At 72.8% G+C, this 23,802-nt stretch carries 22 protein-coding genes and 1 pseudogene; 4 read left to right on the forward strand and 19 right to left on the reverse strand.

All coding sequences use genetic code 11. The annotated features are described in order from the left end of the window. Positions 1-3 precede the first annotated feature (3 nt). The 3 genes from Phou_RS41790 to Phou_RS41800 form a co-directional block, all read right to left on the reverse strand. A complete protein-coding gene (locus Phou_RS41790) occupies positions 4-342 on the reverse strand; it encodes an STAS domain-containing protein (RefSeq protein ID WP_173068471.1) in 339 nt (112 codons plus the stop codon). A gap of 161 nt (positions 343-503) precedes the next feature. Continuing rightward, entirely contained in the window at positions 504-1,649 is a 1,146-nt protein-coding gene (locus Phou_RS41795) for a COG1361 family protein (protein ID WP_173068474.1), read from the reverse strand. 239 nt (positions 1,650-1,888) lie between these two features. Further along, complete coding sequence (locus tag Phou_RS41800; protein ID WP_173068477.1) at positions 1,889-2,656, reverse strand: YajG family lipoprotein; 768 nt, start codon at positions 2,654-2,656, stop codon at positions 1,889-1,891. Between the two features lie 117 nt (positions 2,657-2,773). Between Phou_RS41800 and Phou_RS41805 the strand changes: the two genes are divergently transcribed. Both Phou_RS41805 and Phou_RS41810 read left to right on the forward strand, forming a co-directional pair. Beyond that, a complete protein-coding gene (locus Phou_RS41805) occupies positions 2,774-5,329 on the forward strand; it encodes a M14 family zinc carboxypeptidase (protein WP_173068480.1) in 2,556 nt (851 codons plus the stop codon). An 87-nt stretch (positions 5,330-5,416) separates the two neighbouring features. Further along, a complete protein-coding gene (locus tag Phou_RS41810; protein WP_246274356.1) occupies positions 5,417-6,433 on the forward strand; it encodes a methyltransferase in 1,017 nt (338 codons plus the stop codon). Positions 6,434-6,766: 333 nt separating this feature from the next. Here Phou_RS41810 and Phou_RS41815 read toward each other — a convergent pair whose 3' ends face one another. From Phou_RS41815 to Phou_RS41865, 11 genes and pseudogenes are all read right to left on the reverse strand, one after another. Next, on the reverse strand, positions 6,767-7,345 hold the full coding sequence (locus tag Phou_RS41815; protein ID WP_173068483.1) for a winged helix-turn-helix domain-containing protein: 579 nt from the start codon (positions 7,343-7,345) through the stop codon (positions 6,767-6,769). Positions 7,346-7,354: 9 nt separating this feature from the next. Further along, positions 7,355-7,816, reverse strand: coding sequence for a rhodanese-like domain-containing protein (locus Phou_RS41820; protein ID WP_371872265.1), 462 nt, complete (start codon positions 7,814-7,816; stop codon positions 7,355-7,357). 26 nt (positions 7,817-7,842) lie between these two features. Next, the gene (locus Phou_RS41825; protein ID WP_173068486.1) at positions 7,843-8,292 is read right to left on the reverse strand and encodes a cysteine dioxygenase; all 450 of its coding nucleotides are present in this window, start codon (positions 8,290-8,292) and stop codon (positions 7,843-7,845) included. A 67-nt stretch (positions 8,293-8,359) separates the two neighbouring features. After that, on the reverse strand, positions 8,360-9,487 hold the full coding sequence (locus Phou_RS41830) for an ABC transporter substrate-binding protein (protein WP_173068488.1): 1,128 nt from the start codon (positions 9,485-9,487) through the stop codon (positions 8,360-8,362). Between the two features lie 20 nt (positions 9,488-9,507). Continuing rightward, entirely contained in the window at positions 9,508-10,200 is a 693-nt protein-coding gene (locus tag Phou_RS41835; protein WP_246274358.1) for an ABC transporter permease, read from the reverse strand. Positions 10,201-10,264: 64 nt separating this feature from the next. Next, entirely contained in the window at positions 10,265-11,044 is a 780-nt protein-coding gene (locus Phou_RS41840) for an ABC transporter ATP-binding protein (RefSeq protein ID WP_173068490.1), read from the reverse strand. Beyond that, entirely contained in the window at positions 11,041-11,892 is an 852-nt protein-coding gene (locus Phou_RS41845; RefSeq protein ID WP_173068492.1) for an ABC transporter permease, read from the reverse strand. The genes Phou_RS41840 and Phou_RS41845 overlap by 4 nt, the downstream gene beginning before the upstream one ends. Further along, the gene (locus Phou_RS41850; protein WP_173068494.1) at positions 11,889-12,890 is read right to left on the reverse strand and encodes a TIGR03842 family LLM class F420-dependent oxidoreductase; all 1,002 of its coding nucleotides are present in this window, start codon (positions 12,888-12,890) and stop codon (positions 11,889-11,891) included. The genes Phou_RS41845 and Phou_RS41850 overlap by 4 nt, the downstream gene beginning before the upstream one ends. 8 nt (positions 12,891-12,898) lie before the next feature. Continuing rightward, the gene (locus Phou_RS41855; RefSeq protein WP_173069134.1) at positions 12,899-14,374 is read right to left on the reverse strand and encodes a CoA-acylating methylmalonate-semialdehyde dehydrogenase; all 1,476 of its coding nucleotides are present in this window, start codon (positions 14,372-14,374) and stop codon (positions 12,899-12,901) included. Positions 14,375-14,519: 145 nt separating this feature from the next. Further along, positions 14,520-15,524, reverse strand: a pseudogene (gene hydA / locus Phou_RS41860) (dihydropyrimidinase); the annotation flags it as partial. 266 nt (positions 15,525-15,790) lie between these two features. Next, positions 15,791-16,630 (reverse strand): nitrilase-related carbon-nitrogen hydrolase, encoded by an 840-nt coding sequence (locus Phou_RS41865; RefSeq protein WP_173068496.1) that lies wholly within the window; start codon positions 16,628-16,630, stop codon positions 15,791-15,793. Positions 16,631-16,743: 113 nt separating this feature from the next. Between Phou_RS41865 and Phou_RS41870 the strand changes: the two genes are divergently transcribed. Further along, positions 16,744-18,117: an aminotransferase-like domain-containing protein gene (locus Phou_RS41870; RefSeq protein WP_173068498.1), complete on the forward strand. Its 1,374-nt coding sequence runs from the start codon at positions 16,744-16,746 to the stop codon at positions 18,115-18,117. A gap of 1,300 nt (positions 18,118-19,417) precedes the next feature. On the opposite strand, the gene Phou_RS41875 is transcribed toward Phou_RS41870, so the two are convergent. From Phou_RS41875 to Phou_RS41890, 4 genes are read right to left on the reverse strand one after another with little or no spacing between them, the layout of a single operon-like run. Further along, positions 19,418-19,843, reverse strand: a complete 426-nt coding sequence (locus Phou_RS41875; RefSeq protein WP_173068500.1) for an acyl-CoA thioesterase — start codon at positions 19,841-19,843, stop codon at positions 19,418-19,420. A gap of 11 nt (positions 19,844-19,854) precedes the next feature. Continuing rightward, positions 19,855-20,778: a bile acid:sodium symporter family protein gene (locus Phou_RS41880; protein ID WP_246274360.1), complete on the reverse strand. Its 924-nt coding sequence runs from the start codon at positions 20,776-20,778 to the stop codon at positions 19,855-19,857. A gap of 23 nt (positions 20,779-20,801) precedes the next feature. Further along, positions 20,802-21,584: an ABC transporter permease gene (locus tag Phou_RS41885; protein WP_218579557.1), complete on the reverse strand. Its 783-nt coding sequence runs from the start codon at positions 21,582-21,584 to the stop codon at positions 20,802-20,804. Positions 21,585-21,589: 5 nt separating this feature from the next. Continuing rightward, the gene (locus Phou_RS41890) at positions 21,590-22,534 is read right to left on the reverse strand and encodes an ATP-binding cassette domain-containing protein (protein ID WP_218579513.1); all 945 of its coding nucleotides are present in this window, start codon (positions 22,532-22,534) and stop codon (positions 21,590-21,592) included. Positions 22,535-22,603: 69 nt separating this feature from the next. Between Phou_RS41890 and Phou_RS41895 the strand changes: the two genes are divergently transcribed. Next, entirely contained in the window at positions 22,604-23,362 is a 759-nt protein-coding gene (locus Phou_RS41895) for a TetR/AcrR family transcriptional regulator (protein ID WP_246274362.1), read from the forward strand. On the opposite strand, the gene Phou_RS41900 is transcribed toward Phou_RS41895, so the two are convergent. Continuing rightward, the gene (locus tag Phou_RS41900; protein WP_173068506.1) at positions 23,359-23,736 is read right to left on the reverse strand and encodes a winged helix-turn-helix transcriptional regulator; all 378 of its coding nucleotides are present in this window, start codon (positions 23,734-23,736) and stop codon (positions 23,359-23,361) included. The genes Phou_RS41895 and Phou_RS41900 overlap by 4 nt on opposite strands. Positions 23,737-23,802: the final 66 nt, after the last annotated feature.

Consider the following 23,802-nt stretch of genomic DNA (forward strand, 5'->3'; position numbering starts at 1 on the left):
CGGTCAGCCCTCCTCGGTGAGCACCGTCAGCAGACCGGTGACATCGAGAATCCGGCGCACCTGCGGCTGCGGGGCGGCGACCACGAGCGAGATGCCGGCGTCCTGGGCGCGGTTGTGGGCGTAGACGAGCGCGCTGAGGCCGGTCGAGTCGAGAAACCTGACGCCGCCGAGGTCGACGGTGAGCGCGGCGGGACGCAGGTCGAGCGCGCCCGCGAGGTACTCCCGGAACTGTCCGGCCGAGATGACGTCGACGTCGCCCGCGACCACGAGCCGGATGCCGTCGTTTCCGTGCACCGCGGAGACGATGAGGCCGGTCGGTGCCGCGCCGAGGTCGTCGATCATGTTCAGCCCTCCGTAGCTTCGGGATGCGCCGAAGGGAAGAGCGTCTCGCCACGCCTCCGCGTTACCCCCACCGCCGCGAGGACGAAAGGCGACACGGAGGGACGGAAGGACGAAAGGCCCGGCGCCACCGGCGCCGGGCCTTTCGTCGCGGATCAGCTGGCTCAGACGGCCGGCTTCTCGTCGTCCGGGACGGCGAGCACGACGCGCCGCCGGCGGGACATGAGCAGCATCGCGCCGCCACCGGCCACGACGACGAGGCCGACGCCGCCGATCAGGCCGGCCTGGACGCCGGTGACGGGCAGCTCGCCGCCGCCGCCCGCGCCGCCCGACTTGGCGACGTGCACGGAGAACTCGTCGCTGTTGTCGCTCTCGTCGACGTCCTTGGCCGACAGGCCCTCGACCCCCTCGGGCAGGGCCGGCGCGGCGCGGCGGGCGGCCACCTCCGGCTGCTGGACCGCGGTGCCCTCGGCGGTTACCAGGCCGCCGCCGAGCACGGCCGGGGCGGGAGCGTCGTCGGCAACCTTGATCAGGTTGAAGAAGCCGGCGGCCGAGTACGGTCCCTCCTCGCCGGAGTCCTCGTCGAACGGGATCAGCGTGATCTCGTAGCCGCAGGTGGCCGTGCGGTTGTCCGAGGAGTACTCGCAGCCCTCCTCCTGCTCCACGAACGTCACGTGCTGCGGGAGCTGGATCGTCAGCTTGAGATCCTGGACGGACAGGTCGCCGAAGTTCGCCACCACGTACCCGAGCTCGGTCTGCTCGCCCGGAGCGACAGTGCCGGTCTGGCCCTCTTCGTTCAGCGGCACGTCCGGCACCACGACGGTGAGGTCGGGGCCGCTGTTCTCGCTGATGGTGACCGTGGCGGTGGCGCTGTCGTTGCCGGCCTCCGGGTCGTCGCCCTCGTGCGAGACGGTGGCGGTCAGCTCGCCGGGCGTGCCGTCGCCGCTGCGGATGAGCTCGAAGGACAGGTCGGCGTTCTCACCGGGCTTGAGGTCCACCACGTGGCAAGTGATCTTGCTGCCGTCCTGCTCGCAGGCGTCGGGCGCCGGCACCGGCAGGTCGACCACGCTCGTGTCGAGCTCGCTGAGGTCGAAGGTGATGACGATCCCGGTCGCGGTCTCCGCACCCTTGTTGGTGACGGTGGCGAAGCCGACCTTGCCGGAGGTGGTGGCGGCCAACGTCGTACCGCTCAGGGAGAGCGACAGGTCGGTCGGGCCCGCGGCGAGCGCCGGCGCGCCGAGCGCGCCCGCGGCGACGAGGCCGACGGCCGCGGCGCCGGCGTAGGCCAGGACGCGGGTACGAGCGTTCATCAATGAACTCCGTGGGAGAGGTGTTTAAGGAAAACGAAAGGTGAGACGGGCGCAAACTAGCGGGGCGCCTGTCGCGTACGCCACCCCGAACCCTCAACCTCAAGGTCAGCTGGAGCCTTGCTGTAGGGCGGGATTGTGGTGATTTAGTGGGCGAAATCCACCCGGCGTCTCCCGCTCCAGGACCTGAAGATCATCCCCGTGTACGGAGAGTGCCGGCCGTTCGTAGGAGAACGGCGGCGTCACAGCGCGTCATACATCGCGGGACTCGCCTCTTCGGTGTCCTCCTCCGGCGGCGGGTCGACGTTCACCGCGACACCGAAGCCGCCGATGACGAGCTCGCCGACCATGTCGCCGCCGTCCTTCGTGGCCAGCGTGTACGTGAAAAGGGTCAGCCGGCCGCCCGGCTCCAGCCGCACCTCGAACGGCACCCGCCCCGGGTCGGCGGCGACGCGCAGGATGTCCTCCAGGTTGTTGGCGGCAGAGCTGCCCGGCCCGGCGGTCCCGGCCGCCTTCGTGAGGTCGGCCGTCCCCTTGTACCGGCCGCCGCCGAGGCTCTCCGCGCTCACGATCCCGCCGAGCAGCCCGGCCTGCGCCTCGGGGTCGAACGTGCGGCGCAGCGAGCTGTCCGGACCGAGCCGCCGGATGTCGATGCTGAGCCAGGTCCGACCGCCCTTGACCAGGTCCGACTTCAGGTACATCGTCTCGCCGAGCTGGCGCATCTCGGTCGGGCCGGGCAGGTTGCCGGTGGCCCAGAAGACGCGGCCGACCGGGTCGATCTGGGCGTCCATGTTGATCCTCGCGCCCTTCGACCGGATCGACGTGCGCAGGGTGAACGTCGTGGCGAAGCTGCGCTCGAGCGCCCGCTGGATGGTGGTGGCGGCACTCTCCGGCGAGGCGGAGGGGCTTGCCGGCGGGGTGGACGGGGTCGAGGCGGCTGGCGTGTCGCCGCCACAGCCGGCGAGGAGCACCGCGAACGCCGTGGCGGCCGCGGGGAGGAGTCGACGCATGGCGGGGACAGTAGCGGCCGGTGGCCGCTCCGCGGGTACCCGGCCACGTCTTGCGGGTTGACCGGCGTGGATGCGACCGGAACGATCGTTCACACGTCCACTTCGGAGGTGCCGCCCGTGTCCCGATACCCCCGCGCCCTCGCCGCCCTCCTCGCCCTCGCCGTCGCGCTGCCCGCGACGCCGGCCGCCGCCGCACCGGCCGACCCACCGGTCGGTGCCACCCGCGAGCCGGGCAACGGGCCCGAGCGCCACGAGACCGCCGCCACCGACCCGCTCTCCGCCGCGGGCGCCGCCGCCCGCGCGCAGGGCCACAACCAGCCGGCGAAGACCGCCGGCTACCCGCGGCAGACAAAGCTCCGGGTGTACCCGGAGGACCCGACCGACCGTTCGATCAGGCTCGGCCTGATGCCGTACCACGGCATCGCGCCCGCCCTCAACGACCTGCAGGCCCGCAGCGACCGCGTCTCCGTCGAAGTCATCGGTCAGTCCACATTGGGCCGCGACCTCTACCTCGTCACCGTGACCGCGCCCGAGCACGCCGGCCAGTCGCGGCAGCAGGACCGGTGGCGGCGGCTCATCGAGGACGACCCGCGGGCCGCAGCGCGGGACCGGCAGCTGCGCGCGGGGTACAAGACGCCGGTGTGGATCAACGGGAACATCCACGGCGACGAGTGGGAGGGCACCGACGGCGCGCTGCGCGTCATCACCGCGCTCGCCACCGCCACGGACACCGCGACGCGGCGGCTGCTGGAGCGCAGCCGGCTCTACTTCACGGTCACCAACAACCCGGACGGGCGGGTCGCCGGCACCCGCGTCAACGGCGCCGGCTTCGACATCAACCGCGACCACATCACGTCCAGCCAGCCCGAGTCGCGGGCGGTACGGGACGTGGTCATCGCCACCCAGCCGGTGGTGATGCTGGACGAGCACGGGTACACCGGCACGACGCTCATCGAGCCGAGCACCGCCCCGCACGGGCAGAACTACGACTACGACCTGTACATCCGCCACGCCTACCCGAACGCGCTCGGCATGGAGGCCGCGATCGCCGCGCTGGGCCACCCGGAGACGGCGGCGGCGGACATCCCGTTCCGCGACTACGCGCCGGGCGACTGGGACGACTGGCCGCCGATCTTCACCCCGATGTACGCGATCTACCAGGGCGCGGTCGGGCACACCGTCGAGGTGCCGATGCAGGTGAACCGCGGCGCGTACAACAGCCTCCCGGTCGAGGAGCTGCGCCGCCGCTCGGGCATCAACACCGACGTGGCGGCGGCGACGATCCGGGCCGCGATCGGCTACGCGGACACCCACCGCGGCGCGCTGCTCGCCGACCAGATCGAGCTGTTCCGGCGCGGCTGGGCGGGCGAGGCGCAGCGGTACGTGCCCGACGGGTACGTGCCCGGCTTCGGGCCGGAGGACCGGTACACGACCACGTTCCCGCGCGCGTACGTGATCCCGGCCGGCGCCGGCCAGCGCTCACCGGCCGCCGCGGCGCGCCTTGTCGACCACCTGGTGGCGCACGACGTGCGGGTGCGGCGGGCGAAGGCACCGTTCCGCGTCGCCGGCCGCTGGCACCCCGCGGGGTCCTATGTGGTCGACATGCACCAGCCCAAGCGCGGCCTCGCCAACGCGGTGCTCGAAGCGGGGCGGGACATCTCGTCGCTGGTCCCGCAGATGTACGACATCTCCGGCTGGAGCCACGGCCTGCTGTGGGGCGCGACCGTCCACACCAGCCGGTGGGAGGCGCCGCGGGTGCCCACCACCGCCGTGGCCGTCGCCGGGCCGACCGGTGGCGTGCTCGCCGCGTACGGAAACGACCTGGCCCTCACCCTCACCGACGGCAAGGACGTCCAGGCGGTCAACGCCCTCCTCGACGCGGGCGTGCGGCTGCTGCGCCAGGACGACGGCACCGTCGTGGCACCGGCCTCCGCCCGCCGCACCGCCGCCGCCGTGGCCGAGCGGCTGGGCGTGCGCTTCACCTCTGCCGGCCGGCACCCGCGCGGCGAGGAGCTGCGCAAGCCGGTGCTCGCGGCCGCGGTCGCCGCGGACGAGCTGTTCGTGCTGCGCGAGCTCGGCTTCGACGTGCGGCCGGTCTCCACGGCCACCCTCAACGCCGGCCCCGCACTGTCCGGTGTGGATGTGCTGTTCGTCTCCTCAGGACTGTCCTATCCGGCCCTCGACCCGGCCGCGCGCTCCGAAGTGGACGCGCTGCTGGCGCGGGGCGGCGTCATCACGCGGGGTGCGACCGGCGCCCGGTTCAACGCCGACGCCGGTGTGCTGCCGGCCCGCGCGGTGGCCGGCCGCTCCGACGCCAACGGGGTCGTCTCGGTCACGAACGGCGGCGGTCCGGCCGGCACCGGCGCGCCGCCGCACTCGTTCGTGTACGCGCCGCTGTGGTTCACCGACCTCGGCGCGGGCGTGGCGGTCGACCAGCGGTACGCCGCCACGCCGCTGGTCGCCGGCCACTGGATCGCCGACCCCGAGGACGGCACCGGCGGGCCGGCCGAGGCGGCGGGCCAGGCGGCCGTGGTCTCCGGCGTCGGCCCGCGCGGCACGGCGGCGGTGCTGTTCGGCACCGAGCCGCTCTTCCGGGCCCACCCGAAGGGCCTGTTCGCCCAGGTCGGCCGCGCCATCTTCTGGACCGCCGCGGGTTCCGGCGCCGGCGGCTAGCCGTCCCTTGTGGAAGCCCGCCCGGCGCGCGCCGGGCGGGCCCGGCCGGTGGCAGACTGGCGGTCTGCCGACGAGCCGGGAGGTGCCGTGGCCGACGAGGAGACCACCGCGTGGGGCGGTGAGCTGTGGGCGGCCGCCGACCTGGTGACGCCCATGGCCATCCGGGTGGCGGCCACGCTGCGGCTGGCCGACCACATCGCCGCCGGGCGGCGGACGGCGCGGGAGCTGGCCGCGGCCGTCCAGGCCGACGAGGACGCGCTCGACCGGGTGCTGCGCCACCTGGTGACCGCCCGCGTGCTGACCCGGGCCGAGCCCGGCGCCTACGGCCTCACGCCGCTGGGTGAGCAGCTGCGCGACGACGATCCCCGCGGCCTGCGACCCTGGCTCGACCTGGAGGGGGCGGTGGGCCGGGCGGAGACCTCGTTCGTCCAGCTGCTGCACACCGTGCGCACCGGCGAGCCGGCGTTCCCCCAGCAGTTCGGCCGCCCGTTCTGGGACGACCTGTCCGCCGACCCGGCGCTGGCCGCCTCGTTCGACGCGCTGATGGGCGGCCGCCTGGGCGCGGACGCGCCCGAGATAGCCACCGCCTACCCGTGGGGCACGCTCGGCCACGTCGTCGACGTCGGCGGCGGCACCGGGACGCTGCTGATCGCCATCCTGCGCGCCCACGCCGGCCTGCGCGGCACGGTCGTCGACCTGCCCGGCCCGGCGGCCCGCGCCGAGGCGGCGTTCGCGTCCGCCGGCCTCGCCGACCGCGCCACCGCGCACGCCGGCAGCTTCTTCGACCCGCTGCCCGCCGGCGCCGGCGGCTACGTGCTCTCCGGCGTCCTGCACGACTGGGACGACGAGGGTGCCGGCCGCATCCTCCGCCGCTGCGTCGAGGCCGCCCCGGACACCGGCCGCGTGCTCGTGGTGGAGGACGCGATCGGCGCCGACCGCGACACCCCGTCGACGGAGGGCGACCTGCGCATGCTCTGCTACGTGCGCGGCCGCGACCGCACCCTCGACGAGCTGGCCGCGCTCGCCGCGCGGGCGGGCCTCGACGCCGGCACGGTCGCCCCCGCCGGCACCCGCTCGATCATCGAGCTCCTCCCCCGCCGCTGACCGGCGCTTCAGATCAAGATTTGGGCTACCGCGACGTCCGCGGTGGTCCGGACCGTTGCTCCCGCGGCCTCACCCTCCGCGCTCGACCAGCCCAACCCGAAGAGCCCGCTCCCGCAGATCTCCGCATCGGCGGGCCGGTGCCGGGCACGGCCGGCCCACCCCGAAACCGCTGAGGCATCCCGAGGCTGGGCGCATTGGTGCGCCCAGCTTGAGAGCCGGCGCAAGCCCCACCCGACCTGTGGGCCCACCACGGCCCGGACCGCGGCGGCCTGCCGGGCGCATGTGCCCTCGCATGCGCCCGGCAGGCCGCGGGCCGTTCCGTTCCCGGGGAGGCTAGCCGTCGATGAGCTCCACGTCGGCGTCGTCGGCGAGGCGGTAGCCGACGCCGTAGACGGTGGTGACGAGGGGCACGGTGTCGCCGATCTTCGCGCGCAGGCGGCGCACGTGGACGTCGACCGTGCGGGCGACCGCGTGCTCGTAGCCCCAGACGGCGCCGAGCAACTGGAGCCGGGTGAAGACGCGCCGCGGGTTTTCGGCCAGGAAGACGAGCAGGTCGAACTCCAGGCGGGTCAGCTCGAGCGGGCGCCTGTCGAGCGTCACGGTCCGGGCGTCGCGGCAGACGCGCAGGCCGCGGTGGTCCTCGGCCGCGGGCAGCACGATCGGCTCGGGCGGCACCAGCGGCGCCGGCGCCGGGGCCGGCGTGGGGACGATCGTGATCTGGCCCTCGCCGCGCTCGACGAGGTCGCGGACCACCTCTAGGAGGCGGAACGCGTGCGGGCTCATCGACTCGCCGGCCAGCGGCACCGTGAACGTCACGGTGAGCTCCGGCGTGTTCGCGGGGCGCCGGGGCGCCCGGCCAGGGCCGGTGAGCTGCTGCGGGTAGCGGCGCTGCGGGATCGCGATGACGCTCATGGAGACTCCTCAGGTGGCCGGCCGTAACCGGGGGTCACCCGGCGCGACTGACTGCAGGTAGGCGTAGACGTCCGCCGGGCCGAAGGCGGGCAGCCCGGCCAGGCGCCAGGCGGCGAAGCCGCCCGCCACGTCGGTGGCGCGGTGCAGCCCCAGGTCCTGGAGGGCGGCGGCCGCGAGGGAGGAGGTGTAGCCCTCCTGGCAGAAGACGATCACCGGCAGGTCGTACCGGCCGGCGATCGGCAGCCGCGCGTCGCTGCGCGGGTCGAAGCGCCACTCGAGGACGTTGCGCTCGACGATCAGCGCGCCGGGAATCTCGCCGTTGGCGGCGCGCTGGGCGGCCGGGCGGATGTCGACGAGGTGGGCGCCGCGCCGGTACGCGAGGTGGGCCTCCTCCGGCTCCAGCCGGCGCAGCCGGGACCGCGCCTCGGCCAGGATCTCGTCGATGCCGCGCGAGCCCGCGGGCGCGCCGATGTGCCCCGGACAGGCCAGTGTCGTCCTCACCACGAGACCCCCGCCCGCTCCACCTCGGCCACCCGCAGCTTGCCGTCCAGCAGGCGGTACCGGGTCATCGAGCGAAGCGCCGGCGCGTACACGTGGATGCTGATCGCCGGTACCGCGCCGCGGTTGGCCACGCTGTGCACGTGGTGGGCGCCGAAGCGGCGGCCGGAGCCGGCGGGCAGGTCCGTGTGCCGCACCCGCCCGCCGCTCACCGTCCGCTCCACGAGGGCGCCGGAGACCACCGTGAACGCCCCGGCCGAACCGCCGTGGTCGTGCCAGTCGGTCTCCTGCCCGGGCAGCCAGGTCAGCAGCCAGACCTCGTGCTCGGGCGTCTCGGCGAGCCTCGCGTACCACCGCTCGGCGGTGTCGTACTGGGGCTGGATCGGCCATGAGCCGGGGTCAGACGCCCACCGCCGCGCCGCGGCGAGCAAGTCCGAGAACAACGTCATGGCACATACCCTACCCCATAAACCCCATCGGTCTAGTAGGGATCACCGGGAATTTCCGTGGCGTGCCTTACGCGCCGCCCTCCTTCAGCTCCACCGTCGTCGGCTGGAACGAGGTGCCGTTGACGTCCACGCCCGCGCCCTTGAGCGCGTCGAGCGCCTTCTGGACGTACTCGTTCGTGTACGCCGTATCCTCCGGCTGCTTGGTGATGACCGTCTGCCCGTCCTGGTTCTTGGTGGTGAGCGCGAGGTCGACCGTCTTCCGCCACTCGGCCTCGTCGAGCATGCCGACCCCGTTCGGCGAGGGCCAGACGAGCTTGTTGACCTCGTTCATCTGCCACAGCTGGTGGCTGGCGCCGAGCTTGGAGCCGCGCTTGACCACCAGGTCGCGGCACTCCTGCGCGTTGTCCCGGCAGTACGCCCAGCCCTTGAGCGACCCGGTCAGGAACTTGACCGCCGTGTCCTGGAAGGCGGCGTCACCGAGCTTCTCGCTGTTGGCCCACACCGCGTCCTGGAGCATGGCGGTGCCGACGTCGTTCCAGTTGAGGACCGTGAAGTCGGACGGCTGGTACAGCGCGCCGGTCTTCGGGTTCTTCGCCTCCAGCAGCTGCGCGTACTCGTTGTAGCTCATCGCCTGCGCCGCGTCGATGTCCCGCCGCAGCAGCGCCTGCATGTCGAACTGCTGCTGCACCAGCGTGACGTCCTTGCCCGGGTCGAGCCCGGCCTTGGTCATCGCGGCGAAGAGCTCGAACTCGTTGCCGAAGCCCCAGTTGCCGACCTTCTTGCCCTTCAGGTCCGCGGGCGCCTTGATGCCGCTGTCCGCGAACGACACCTGGTACGTGCCGGAACGCTGGAACACCTGGGCGATCTCGGTGATCCCGGCACCCTGCTCGCGCGAGGCGAGCGCCTTGGGCACCCACGCGACCGCGAAGTCGGCCTGGCCCTGCGCGAGGACGGTCTGCGGCACGATGTCGACGCCGCCCTCCAGGATCTGCACGTCCAGGCCCTGCTCGCGGTAGAAGCCCTTGTCCACCGCGGCGATGTACCCGGCGAACTGGGCCTGCACGAACCACTGCAGCTGCAGCTTCACCGCGGTGGTGCCGCCGCTGCCCCCGCTCGGGGTCTCCGGCTCGTCCGCCGTGCCGCACGCGGCAAGCGCGAGGACGCCCGCGAGCGCCCCGCCAATCATCTTTCTCATCGCATCCTCCAAGGGGGTAGTTATCCGGAGCGGCGCCACGGCGTGGCGAGCCACTCCAGTCCGAGCGCGGCGGCGTAGAAGACGAGACCGAGCACGCACGCGCCGACCACGAAGGCCCAGGCGCGCGGGTACGCGGTGTTCGAGGCCGCCGAGGTGATGCGGGAGCCGAGGCCGTCCTGCAGACCGCCGAAGTACTCCGCGACCACCGCCGCGATCACCGCCAGGGAGGACGCCTGGCGAAGACCGGTGAACACGAACGGGAGCGCGCCGGGCAGCCGCACCAGCCGGGTGAACGTCCAGCCGCCGGCGGCGTAGCTGTCCATCAGCTCCCGGTGGGTGGGGTCGACCTGGCGCAGCCCGCGCAGGGTGTTGACGAACACGGGGAAGAAGACCACGATCGCCACCACCACGCGGCGGGGGATGCTGCTGGTCGAGTCGAACATGTTGTTGAGGATCGGCGCGAGCGCGATGATCGGCAGCGCGTTGAGGGCCGCGGCCACCGGGATCGACGCCTCGCCGAAGAACCGGAAGCGGCTGGCCGCCATCGCCGCGAGGATGCCCAGCACCGCGCCGGCGACCAGGCCGACGAGCGCGTTGGCGCCGCTGGCGAGGCCGGTCTTCCAGATCACCTCGCGGCTGAGCCAGAACTGCTCCCAGATCACCGACGGCGCCGGCAGGATGAACGGCGCCACCCGCCCGGCCTTGACGACCACCTCCCACAGCGCGAGCCCGCCGACACCGACGAGGACCGGCGGCAGCAGGCCGAGCCCCGCGACCTCATGCCGGCACCTCCGAGGGCGCCCGGAGAGCGCGACGCACCTTGGTGATGCCGGCGAAGAAGCCGGCTGACTGGCGGGTCGCCTCGGTGCGCTCGCCGAGGTCGATCTCGATGACGTCGGTGATCCGGCCCGGCCGCGGCGACATGACGACGACCCGGTCGGACAGGTACACGGCCTCGGGGATCGAGTGGGTGACGAAGATCGTGCTGGTGCCGGTGCGGGCGCAGATCCGCAGCAGCTCGTCCTGCAGGCGTTCGCGGGTCATCTCGTCGAGCGCGCCGAACGGCTCGTCCATCAGCAGCAGCGGCGGGTGCACCGCGAGCGCCCGCGCGATCGCCACCCGCTGCTGCATGCCGCCGGACAGCTGCGGCGGGTAGTGCTTGGCGAAGTCGCCGAGCCCGACGAGGTCGAGCATCTCCCGGGCCCGCTCGCGCCGCTCGGTGCGGGACGCTCCGCGCAGCTCCAGCGGCAGCTCGACGTTGCGCTGCACGGTGCGCCAGTCGAAGAGGCCGGCCTGCTGGAAGGCGATGCCGTACTCCTGGTCCAGCCGCGCCTTGCGGGCCGGCTTTCCGGCGACGGTCACGGTGCCCCCGGTCGGCGGCACGAGGTCGGCGACGAGGCGCAGCAGCGTGGACTTGCCGCAGCCGGACGGCCCGATCAGCGACACGAACTGTCCACTCTCAACGGTCAGGTCGACGCCGGTGAGCGCGGCGACCTGGTCCGGCCGGCCGGGGTTGAAGACCTTCCCGACGCCGGTCAGCTCCACAGCGGCCGTCATGTTGCCCTCCGTCGGTTGAGTGCGAACTCGGCGGCGCCCACCAGCGCCGCGACGAACAGGCCGAGCAGCGCCGCGCCGACCATCGCGGTGTAGACCTTCGCCGGGTCGGCGGTCGCCTCCCGGGAGTACTCGATGACGAGGCGGCCGATACCGCCGCGGGTACCCGTGGAGATCTCTCCGACCACGGCCCCGACGACGGCTGCGGCCCCCGCGAGCCGCAACGCGGGGAACAGGTAGGGGGTCGAGGCCGGCAGCCGCAGCTTGAGCAGCGTGTGCCACCACCCGGCCGCGTAGCTGTGCATCAGCTCCTCGGCCACCTTCGGCGGCGACTGCAGGCCGCGCAGCATGCCGACCGCCACCGGGAAGAAGGCCAGGTAGGCCGCGATCGTGGCGACCGACATCCAGGGCTGCCACGGGTACGAGCCGAGCGACAGCTTCCCGCCCCACCCGGCGATGGCCGGCGCCAGCGCGATGAGTGGCACGGTCTGCGACAGGATCACGTACGGCAGCAGGCCGCGCTCCACCACCCGGAAGCGCTGCATGGCGACGGCCAGCACCAGCCCGACGGCCGCCCCGACGCCGAACCCCACCGCGACGCTGCGCAGCGTGAACAGGCACGACCTGAGCACCACCAGGGCGATGGGGTCGCCGCCGGTCAGCTCCGGCTCGCCGAAGCGGCGCACCACGTCCCACACGTGCGGCATCGCGGCGTCGTCGGCGCGCGGCAGCACCCGCACCCCGAAGAGCGAGGCGCCGTCGTCGGCACCGACCGCCTTGTACGCCTCCCACAGCAGGACCGCCGCGAGGATCGCCGCGACACCTGTCGCGACGGCGCGGAGCCCTCTCATGCCACGAGCGCGGGAATGATCTTCTCGCCGTACGCGGCGAGGGTCTGCTCCTTGTCGTCGTGCTGCAGGTACACCGCGAACTGGTCGACGCCCAGGTCCCGCAGTGCGCGCAGCTTGTCCAGGTGGGACTCCACCGGACCCAGTACGCAGAACCGGTCGACGATGTCGTCCGGGACGAACTCGGTGTGGGTGTTGCCGGCCTTTCCGTGCTGGGAGTAGTCGTAGCCGCGGCGGCCCTCGATGTAGTCGGTCAGCGCCTGCGGCACCGCGCCGGTGGCGCCGTAGCGAGCGACGATGTCGGCCACGTGGTTGCCCACCATGCCGCCGAACCACCGGGTCTGCTCGCGCTGGTGCGCCAGGTCGTCGCCGACGTACGCGGGTGCGGCCACGCAGAACTTGATGGCCGCCGGGTCACGCCCCGCCTTCTCCGCCGCCGCCCGCACCGTCTTGATCATCCAGGCGGCGATGTCCGGGTCGGCGAGCTGCAGGATGTACCCGTCGCCGACCTCGCCGGTCAGCGCGAGCGCCTTCGGCCCGTACGCGGCGACCCACACCTCGAGCTCGGCGCCGGGCTTGACCCACGGCAGGCGCACCTCGTTGCCCCGGTAATGCACGGCCCGCCCGGCGGCCAGCTCGCGGATCACGTGCACGCACTCGCCCAGCTCCTTGAGCGTGGTGGGCGGGTACCCGAGCGTGCGCAGCGCCGAGTCACCGCGGCCGATGCCGCAGATGGTGCGGTCGCCGTACATCTCGTTGAGCGTGGCGAACAGCGACGCCGTCACGGTCCAGTCGCGGGTGCCCGGGTTGGTCACCATCGGCCCGACGACCACCTTGGACGTCCTGGCGAGGATCTGCGAGTAGATGACGAACGGCTCCTGCCACAGCAGGTGGGAGTCGAACGTCCACACGTGACTGAAGCCGGCGGCCTCGGCCTTGACCGACAGGTCGACCACAGTGGACGCGGGAGGGTCGCACTGGAAGACGACGCCGATGTCCATACGCTATGTCACCGCACTTTCGGGAAGCCCAGGTCCACTTCGGATGTTGCGGGGTCGGGCCACCGCGATGTGACCACCTTGGTACGGGTGTAGAACTGCAAGCCTTCCGGACCGTACATGTGCAGGTCGCCGAAGAGGGACGCCTTCCAGCCCCCGAAGCTGTAGTACGCCACCGGCACCGGGATCGGCACGTTGACGCCGACCATGCCGCACACCGCGTCGTACTGGAAGCGGCGGGCCGCCCCGCCGTCACGGGTGAAGATGGCGGTGCCGTTGCCGTACTGGTTTTCGTTCACCAGCTTGAGCGCCTCCTCGTACGTGCCGACCCGCACCACCGACAGCACCGGCCCGAAGATCTCGTCGGTGTAGAGCGGCGAGTCGGTCGACACGTTGTCCACAAGGGACGCGCCGAGGAAGAAGCCGGGCCCGCCGGTCGCCGGGTCCTCGCGTCCGTCGACGACGACCTCGCCCATCGACAGGTAGCCGGCCACGCGGTCGCGGTGCTCCCGGGTGATCAGCGGGCCCATCTCCGAGTCCGGGTCGCTGGCCGGCCCCACCCGGATCTTGCCCAGGCGGGAGGCGATGGCCGGCACGAGCGCGTCGCCGGCCGCACCGACCGCGACCACGACGGAGACGGCCATGCACCGCTCCCCCGCCGAGCCGTAGCCGGCCGAGACCGCCGCGTCGGCCGCCGCGTCGACGTCCGCGTCGGGGAGCACCACCATGTGGTTCTTGGCACCGCCGAGCGCCTGCACGCGCTTGCCCGCCCGGGTGCCGGCCTCGTAGATGGCCCGCGCCACCGGCGTCGAGCCGACGAACGAGAGCGCCTGCACGTCCGGGTCGGCGATCAGCGCGTCGACGGCGCTGCGGTCGCCCTGCACCACGTTGAACGCGCCGTCCGGCAGCCCGGCCCGGTGCAGCAGGTCGGCCAGCAGCAGTGAGACGGACGGGTCCTTTTCGCTCGGCTTGAGCACGAACGTGTTGCCGGCGACCAGCGCGTTGCAGAACATCCACATCGGCACCATGGCCGGGAAGTTGAACGGCGTGATGCCGGCGACCACGCCCAGCGGCTGCCTGATCGAGTACACGTCGACGCCGGTGGCGGCCTGCTCGCTGTACCCACCCTTGAGCAGGTGCGGCGCGCCGGCCGCGAACTCGGCGTTTTCCAGGCCGCGGGCCACCTCGCCGGACGCGTCCGCGACGGTCTTGCCGTGCTCCGCGGACAGCAGCGTGGCGATCTCCTTGCGGTTGGCGTCGACGAGGTCGCGGAAGCGGAACATGACCTCGGCGCGGCGGGACAGCGAGGCGGCCCGCCACCCCGGCTGCGCGTCGAGCGCGGCCTTGACCGCGGAGCGCACCTCCGCGTCGGTGGCCGCCACGACCGTGGCCTGCTGCTCGCCGGTGGCCGGGTCCCAGACCGGGAGGCGGCGGTCGCCCGTCCCCTCGACCTGAGCCCCTCGGATCCAATGTGGAACGATTCGCATTGTCATCACACCAGGTATGTCGAGAGGCCGCGGGGCAGGTACTTTCCGCGCCCGGCGCGCCCGTGGTAGGCGCCCTCGGACACGAGGATCTCCCGCGGGAGATGACGGTGTCGACCTTCCCGGCGATCTCGTAGCCCTCGTACGCCGAGTGGTCCATGTTCATGTGGTGGGTCTCGACGCTGATCCGGGTGCGGCCGTTCGGGTCGTACACCACGATGTCGGCGTCCGAGCCGGGCGCGATGACGCCCTTGCGCGGGTAGAGGCCGAACATGCGGGCCGGCGTCGTGGCGATCGTCTCCACCCACCGCTGCAGCGACAGCTTGCCGTCGACCACGCCCTGGTACAGCAGGTCGACGCGGTGCTCGACGCCGCCGATGCCGTTGGGAATCTTGGAGAAGTCGCCGACGCCCAGCTCCTTCTGGTCCTTGAAGCAGAACGGGCAGTGGTCGGTGGAGACCACGGCGAGGTCGTTGGAGCGCAGCCCCTGCCACAGGTCCTTCTGGTGCGACTCGTGCTTGCTGCGCAGCGGGGTCGAGCAGACCCACTTGGCGCCTTCGAAGCCGGGCGCGCCGAGCTGGTCCTCCAGCGTGAGGTACAGGTACTGCGGGCAGGTCTCGGCGAACACGTTGCGGCCGGCGTCGCGGGCGGCGGCCACCTCGGCGAGGGCGCGGCTGGCGGACAGGTGCACGATGTAGAGCGGGCAGTCCTGCGCCACCTCGGCCAGCATGATCGCCCGGTGCGTCGCCTCGGCCTCCAGGGCCTCGGGGCGGGTGATGCCGTGGTAGATCGGGTCGGTCTCGCCGCGGGCGAGGGCCTGCTGCACGAGCACGTCGATCGCGATGCCGTTTTCCGCGTGCATCATGATGATCGCGCCGTTGTCACGGGCCTTCTGCATGGCGCGCAGGATCTGGCCGTCGTCGGAGTAGAAGACGCCCGGGTACGCCATGAAAAGCTTGAAGCTCGTGATCCCCTCGCCGACGAGCTGGTCCATCGCCTTGAGCGAGTCGTCGTCGACGCCGCCGAGGATCATGTGGAACGCGTAGTCGACGTGGCAGTTGCCGTCGGCCTTGGCGTGCCAGGCGGCGAGCCCGTCCTGCACCACCTCGCCGGTGCGCTGCACCGCGAAGTCGATGATCGTGGTGGTGCCGCCGAACGCGGCCGCCTTGGTGCCCGTGTCGAACGTGTCCGACGCGAACGTCCCCCGAACGGCAGCTCCATGTGGGTGTGCGCGTCGATGCCGCCCGGGATGACGTACTTGCCGGTGGCGTCCAGGGTCTGGGTGTCGGCGGGTCCGGCGCCGGGCGTGTAGATCGCGGCGATCGTCTCGCCGTCGACGAGCACGTCGGCCGGGCTCGCGCCGGTGGGGCCGATCACGGTGCCCCGGTGATCAGCAGACTCATGCGGTTCATCCCTCTCTTACGGCTGGACCAGCGGACCGTAGGCGTCCGGGCGGCGGTCGCGGTAGAAGGCCCACCGGTCGCGCACCTCGGCAAGCAGGCCGAGGTCGAGGTCGCGGACGATCAGCTCGGCCTCGTGCGGGTCGCCGGTCTCGCCGACGAACTTGCCCTCGGGGTCCACAAAGTACGACGTGCCGTAGAAGTCGTTTTCGCCGAGCGGCTCGACGCCGACCCGGTTGATCGCGCCGACGAAGTACTCGTTGGCGACCGCGCTGGCCGGCTGCTCCAGCTTCCACAGGTACGAGGAGAGGCCGCGGTGGGTCGCGCTCGGGTTGAACACGATCGTGGCGCCGCCGAGGCCCAGCGCGCGCCAGCCCTCCGGGAAGTGGCGGTCGTAGCAGATGTACACGCCGATGCGCCCCACGGCGGTGTCGAACGTGGGGTAGCCGAGGTTGCCGGGACGGAAGTAGAACTTCTCCCAGAAGCCCTTGACCTGCGGGATGTGCGTCTTGCGGTACTTGCCGAGGTAGCTTCCGTCGGCGTCGACGACCGCGGCGGTGTTGTAGAGGACGCCGGGCTGCTCCTGCTCGTACATCGGCAGGACCATCACCATGCCGAGCTCGGCCGCGAGGGCCTGGAAGCGCTCGGTGGTGGGGCCGGGGATCGACTCGGCGTACGAGTAGTACTGGCTGTCCTGGACCTGGCAGAAGTACGGCCCGTAGAAGAGCTCCTGGAAGCAGATCACCTTCGCGCCCTGGGCGGCCGCCTGGCGCGCGTACTCCTCATGAGCCTTGATCATCGATTCCTTGTCGCCGGTCCACGTGGTCTGGACGAGCGCGGCGCGGACAAGGTCTGCCATGGGGTTGTCCCCTCTCGGCTCTGTTCTTTTCTCAGCTGATGGCGTAGGACTTTAGTGACACAGGTGCGGGCGGACAATGGCGAGATTGTTACAGGATATTGCGTAGGAGTAACATGCTCCAGCTCATCGCCGGTGCGGTCAACGATCGCACCGCCCGCGGGATCGCCGCCGCGGTGAGCCGTCTCGTGCACACCGGTGAGCTGCCCGCCGGCACCCGCCTGCCCACCGTCCGCTCGGTCGCGCAGGCGCTCGGCATCAGCCCCACGACGGTGAGCGAGGCGTGGCGGTCGCTGGCCAGCGCGGGGGCGATACAGACGCGGGGGCGCTCCGGCACGTTCGTGCTCACGCCCACCCGGCCGCGGCAGAAGATGCGCTTCTCCCGCCTGGTCGCCAACCCGTCGACGCTGCCGCACGACTTCTCCACCGGCGTGCCCGACCACGACCTGCTCCCCGACCTCGCGCCGGCGCTGCGGCGGATCGGCGACACGCGGCTGACCACGTCGTACCTGGAGGATCCGGTGCTGCCCCGCCTGGAGGTGGTGCTGCGCGAGCGCTGGCCGTACCCGCCGCAGCAGCTCACCGTCGTCGACGGCGCCCTCGACGCCCTCGACCGGGTGGTCGGCGCGGTGGTGCGGTTCGGCGCGCACGTGGTGGTGGAAAACCCGACGTTCCCGCCGCTGCTCGACCTGCTGGAGTCGGTCGGCGCGGTGCCGGTACCCGTGTCGATGGACGCCGCGGGCATGGAGCCCGCCGCCCTCGCCGCGGCGATGGAGCACTCCCCCACCGCGGTCTTCCTCCAGCCGCGCGCGCACAACCCGACCGGCGTCTCGATGACCCCGGACCGCGCCGCCGCCCTCGCCGCCGTGCTCGCCGCCCACGACTCGATCATCGTCGTGGAGGACGACCACGTGGGCGATATCGCGACCGCGCCGGCCGTGTCGCTCGGCGCCCACCTGCCCGACCGGGTGGCGCACGTGCGCAGCTTCTCCAAGAGCCACGGCCCCGACCTGCGCCTCGCGGCCGTGGGCGGCCCCGCCGCGCTGGTCACCGCCGTGGCCGACCGCCGCCTGCTCGGCCCCGGCTGGTCCAGCCGGGTGCTGCAGGCGGTGCTGCTGGACCTGCTCACCGACCCGGCCACGGTGCGCGCCGTGGCGGCCGCCCGCCGCGAGTACGCCCGCCGCCGCGACCTGCTGCTGTCCGCCCTCACCGCCCACGGCGTGGAGGCGACGGCCGCGGACGGCATCAACATGTGGATCGCGGTCCGCGACCAGCAGGTGGCGTTGGTGACGCTGGCCGCGCACGGCATCGGGGCGGCGCCGGGCGCGCCGTTCGAGGTGCGGCCGCTGGGCGAGGACCACATCCGGGTGACGGTCGGCCTGGTCCGCGACGGCTTCGACGACCTGGCCGGGATCCTCGCCGAGGCCGCCGGGGCGGGCCACCGCGCCAGCGGCCGCCGCACGAGGCCCCTGCACCGCGCCGCGCGGTAGGCCGCCGCCTTCCACAAGCCAAACCCGACCCACATCGCGAGCTACCGCGACGCCCGCCGTGGTCCGGACCGTCGCTCCCGCGGCCTCACCCTCCGCCGCCGGTCCCGCTCCCGCCCGGCGCCGCGGGGCCTCGCCCGCCCCGCGCGGCTCACGCTGCGCCGCCGCCACCTCCCGCCTGGAACCGCGGGGCCTGGGCCCCCGCTCGCCTTCACCTCCGCCGCCGGTCACCGTCCCCCGCACCCGCTGGCCTCGCCTGCGCGCGACCTCAGCCCCCGCCGCCGGTCACCGTCCACCGGCGCCGCGGGGCCTCGCTCGGCCTCATCCCGTCACCGGCCACCCTCCGCCCAAAACCGCTGGCCTCGCCCGCCGCGCGACCTCACCTCTGTCGCCGGTCACCCTCCGCCCGACACCGTGGGGCCGGCGACCACGTGTGCCAGCCACGGGCCCACGAACTGGGCACCCAGCACCGGGCCACGAAGTCCGCCGCTGATCCCGTTCTCGACGAGGACCTGGTCGCCGGGCCGCTACCGCAGCGGGTGTTTTTCCCGCCTCGACCTCGGCCGGCTCGGCACGCAGGTGCTTGAGCGCCACGCCCGCCTCCGGCCACCTCGCCCGGGCTCACCTCCACCGCCCGTCACGCCCCGCCCGGCACAGTAGGCCTATCCACTGCGCGCGACTCACCCCCGCCGGCCGGCCACCGTCCCACCCCAGCACCGAGCCTCGGGCACCGCGCGCTGCGTAGACCGCCGAGCACTCGCGCATGACGCCGGGCACGACGCGAGTGAGGTCATCGCATCACCGTGCGTGGTCGCCCAGCTCAACCCAGGAGCCCGCTCCGGCAGATCTTGGTGAGTTGGCGTCGAGATGGCGCGCCAACTCACCAAGATTCGACGCTCACGCCGCCTGCACCTTGATCGGCAGTCACACACCGCGACGACGGCGCCGAACCCGGGCGGCCTCGCGCACTCCCGCCTCGAAGATCTGCAGAGCACGGGCGGAGCTGGCGGCTGCGGCACGGACACCGTGAGCTGGGAGGACACCGCAGGCTGTCGCACGGCAAAGCAATCCCTACTCCGTAAGTCGAGAGGTTCTGAGGCAGCGAAATCCCTGAGTTGTCGTTACGGCGGCGGGCACAGCGGGCGTCCAGGGCTCGGCCCGCGGACCCGGCAGCGGAGGCCGGGGAAGTCGGCGAGCCCTGGCGAGCCGCCGGCCGCAGCGGTGCCCGCGGGAGCATGCGGTCCGCAGGTGACGCGGACCGGGGCAAATCTCGCTCCAAAAGGGCTTGATGTACGGACCCCCGCTAGGAGGCGTCGAGCACCTCGGGGTGGTCGGCGAGCTTGGTGAGCTCGGCGGCGGGGTCGGCGACGAGGCGGCGGGCGTCGAGGTCGAGAACGCCGCCGACGGCGGTGATCTCGGATGCGAGCGTGCCGTCGGTCTTGCGGAGCTCCTGCCGCAGGCGGAAGGTCTTGCCGCCGCCCCACTCGAAGGCGCAGCTGATGTCGACCTCGTCACCGGCACGCAGCTCGGACAGGTACCGGATCGTCGTCTCAAGGACCACCGGCCCGCGCCGCGCGGCCTGCATCTTCTGCGGCGTGATGCCGGCGGCGCGCAGGTGCTCCCAGCGGGCGTGCTCGGCGTACTGCAGGTAGACGGCCTGGTTGAGATGGCCCTGGATGTCAAGCTCGTAGCCGCGCACCCCCACGCGGACGTGAAACAGCTCCCCCATGCGGCCTGAGACTACCGACCCCAGCGGCGGGCGAGTATGGCGCAAACCACGAACTGGATCTGGTGGAAAAGTATCAGGGGCACCACCAGCACCGCGGCGGCCGCGGGGCCGAACATCACGGCGGCCATCGGCAGGCCCGTGGCCATGCTCTTCTTGGAGCCGCAGAAGACGATCGTGACGCGGTCGGGGCGGTCGAAGGCCAGCAGGCGGCCGGTCAGCCAGGTCAGGGCGAGCACCAGGGCCAGCAGCACCGTGAGTACGGCGAGCAGCGCGGCGAGGCGGGCAGGCGAGAGCTGGTGCCAGACGCCCGCGACGACGCCGGCGCTGAAGGCGGTGTAGACGACGAGCAGGATCGCGCCGCGGTCGGCGTGTCCGAGCAGGCGGGCGTGGCGGTCCAGCCAGGGGGCGAGCCACGGGCGGGCGGCCTGGCCGGCGGCGAACGGGAGGACCACCTGCGCGGCGATCCCGCCCAGCGAGGCGGCCGAGAAGATGGCGCCGCCGCCGAGCAGGGCCGCGGCCAGCATCGGGGTGAGCAGTACGCCGGCGAGGTTGGAGAAGGAGGCGCTGAAGATGGCGGCCGGCACGTTGCCGCCGGCCAGCGCGGTGAACGCGATCGAGGTCTGCACCGTGGACGGCACCGCGCTGAGGTAGAGCAGCCCGTCGTAGAGCGCGGGCGTCAGCACCGGGCCGTCCAGCCACCAGCCGGCGAGCGCGAGCAGCGGGAAGAGCGCGAACGTGCAGGCCAGCACCACCGCGTGCAGCCTCCAGTGCCGGGCGCCCTCCCAGGCGGCGCGCGGGGCGATGCGCGCGCCGTAGAGGAAGAAGAGCCCGCCGATCGCGACGGCCGTTGCCACCGACGCCACGGTGGCGGCGGGGCCGCGCGCCGGCAGCAGCGCCGCGACCCCGACCGTCGCCATGAGGGCGAGGATGTACACGCCCCGATCCTGCCCCGTCCCGGCTACCGGCTCAGCCGGCGGTAGGCGCGGACCGACAGGGGGAAGAAGACCGCGATCAGCGCGGCCGGCCACACCAACGCCATCAGCACGGCGTGCTGCGCCGGCCACGAGTCGCCGCCCCAGCCCGGGTTGCCGAACAGCTCGCGGGCGGCGCCGACCGTCGCGGAGAGCGGGTTCCACGCGGCGATGGCGGCGAGCCAGTCGGGCATGGTCTCGGGTGAGACGTACACATTGGACAGGAAGCCGAGCGGCCACACCAGGATCTGCAGCGCCATCAGGGCTTCCGCGCTGCGCAGCACGAGCGCGAGGAAGATGCCCAGCCACAGCAGCGCGAACCGCAGCAGCAGCAACAGCCCGAACCCGGCCGCCGCCCGCCCGATCCCCTCGTGCCATGTCCAGCCGACCGCGAGGCCGCACACGACGAGGGCGGCGAGCGTGAGCACCGAGTTGAGCATGTCGGCGCTCGCGCGGCCCACCACGACCGCGGAGCCGGCCATCGGCATCGCGCGGAAGCGGTCGGTCACGCCGCGGTTGGCGTCGGTGGTGACCGCCGTGTACGTGGCCTCGAGCCCGAACAGCATCGTCAGCGCGAACATGCCGGGCATCAGGAACTCCCGGTAGTCGCCGCCGCCGGGCACCTCGATCGCGCCGCCGAAGAGGTACCCGAACGTCACCACCAGCATCACCGAGAACAGCAGCCCGAAGACGATCTGCCACGGCTGGGCGACCCAGTGCTTGAGGTCGCGCAGCGTGATCGTCCACCCGTCCGCGAGGGCCCACCGCAGCCTCGTCACGCCGCCACCTCCGTCATCCGCAGGAACACCTCGTCGAGCGTGGGGCGGCGCAGCGCGATGTCCTCCACCGCGATGCCGCGGGCGTCGAGCGCCCGCACCGCCTCGGTGAGCGCGGCCACCCGGTCCCGCACCGGCGCGGAGACCCGCCGGCTGTCCGGGTCGAGCTCCGGCTCGGCGTGCGCGATCTCCTTGAGCACCGCCGCCGCGGGGGCCAGATCGGCGTCCGCGCGCACGACCACGTCGATCCGGTCACCCCCGATCCGGGACTTCAGCTCATCGGGGGTACCGCTGGCGACAACCCGCCCCCGGTCCAGCACCGAGATCTGGCCGGCGAGCTGGTCGGCCTCGTCCAGGTACTGCGTCGTGAGCAGCACCGTCGTGCCGTCCGCGACAAGCGCCCGCACCGCCGCCCACACCTCGTTGCGCCCGCGCGGGTCGAGGCCGGTGGTCGGCTCGTCGAGGAAGAGCACCGCGGGGCGCAGGATGAGGCTGGCCGCGAGGTCGAGGCGGCGGCGCATGCCACCGGAGTACTGCTTGACCGGCTTGGCGGCCGCGTCGGCGAGGCCGAACCGTTCGAGGAGGTGGTCGGCGCGGCGGGCGGCCTCCGCCTTGCCGAGGTGGAAGAGGCGGCCGAACATCACCAGGTTGGCCCGGCCGCCGAGCACCTCGTCGACCGCCGCGTGCTGCCCGACCAGCCCGATGCGCTCGCGCACCTGGGCGGGGCGGCGCGCCACGTCGTACCCGGCGACGAGCGCCCGTCCCCCGTCCGCCCGCAGCAGCGTGGCGAGCACGCGCACGGCGGTGGTCTTGCCCGCCCCGTTGGGGCCGAGCAGGCCGTGCACCGTGCCGGCCCGCACGTCGAGGTCGAAACCGTCCAGCGCCGCCTTGTCCCCGTAACGCTTGCGCAGTCCCTCCACCTGGACCGCCAGCTCAGGAGCCATGATCACCCACCAAATTCTCTACGCCGTACAGAATAGATGCTCCGGGAGTATAGCTCTACGCTGTACAGAGTGACCACCGAGTACACCGGCGGAAGTGACCCGAAGCGGATCATGGAGCTGCTGTGGGGCGCCCCCGAACGCACCCGCCGCGGCCCCAAGCCCCGCCTGACCGCCGCGCAGATCGTCGAGGCGGCGACCGAGATCGCCGACACCGAAGGGCTGGCCGCGCTCTCCATGCGGCGGGTCGCCGAGCGGCTGGGTGTGACGGCGATGTCGCTGTACACGTACGTGCCGGGCAAGGCGGAGCTGCTCGACCTCATGCTCGACCGGGTCTGCGCCGAGACCGCCAAGCCCGACGACGTGCCGGGCGGGTGGCGGGCCCGCCTGGAGCTGGTGGCCCGCGAGACGTGGGCGCTCTACATGCGCCACCCGTGGCTGCTGCACGTCGCGACCAACCGGCCCGTGCTGGGGCCGAACCTGATCGCGCGGTACGACTACGAGCTGCGCGCCGTCGACGGCGTCGGCCTCACCGACATCGAGATGGACCTGGTCGTGACGATGGTCGGCGACTACGTGCACGGCGCGGTGCGCAGCGCGCTGGCCGCAGTCTCCGTGCCGAAGGAGAGCGGCAAGACCGACGACGAGTGGTGGGCCGAGCTGTCGCCGCTGCTGGAGCAGGTCTACGACCCGGAGCGCTTCCCGGTGGCGACGCGGGTGGGCGCGGCGGCCGGCGAGGAGTACGCGGCGCCGCTCGACCCGGCCCGCGCGTTCGAGTTCGGCCTGGCGCGGATGCTGGACGGGGTGGCGGCGCTGGTCGAGGGGCGTTAGCGGGCGTCGTACTCCGCCTGGGCCTTGCGCACCGCGGGCATCTCGCCCTCGACCAGCTCGATCAGCTCGATCAGCTTGGCCGAGACGCGGGTGCCGAGCTCGGTCAGCGAGTACTCCACGCGGGGCGGGATCGTGGCCACCACGTCCCGCCGCACCAGGCCGTCGCGCTCCAGGGTCTGGAGCGTCTGGCTGAGCATCTTCTCGCTGATGCCGTCGACCCGGCGGCGCAGCGCGTTGAACCGGTACGTGCCCTCGGCGAGCGCGGCGAGGGCGAGGGTGCCCCACTTTCCGCCGACCGCCTCCAGCACGAGGCGGGAGGTGCAGGCGCGCGCGAACACGTCGGCGACGAGATCCTCCATGGCCTCCTCTGGCATGCCGACCAGGCTACCCGATGGTGGGGTACTCTCCTCTGGTTAGTGCTTTCTAGAAGTTAGTGGAGC

Origin of the sequence: Phytohabitans houttuyneae, from assembly GCF_011764425.1 — a bacterium.
GTDB lineage: Bacteria > Actinomycetota > Actinomycetes > Mycobacteriales > Micromonosporaceae > Phytohabitans > Phytohabitans houttuyneae.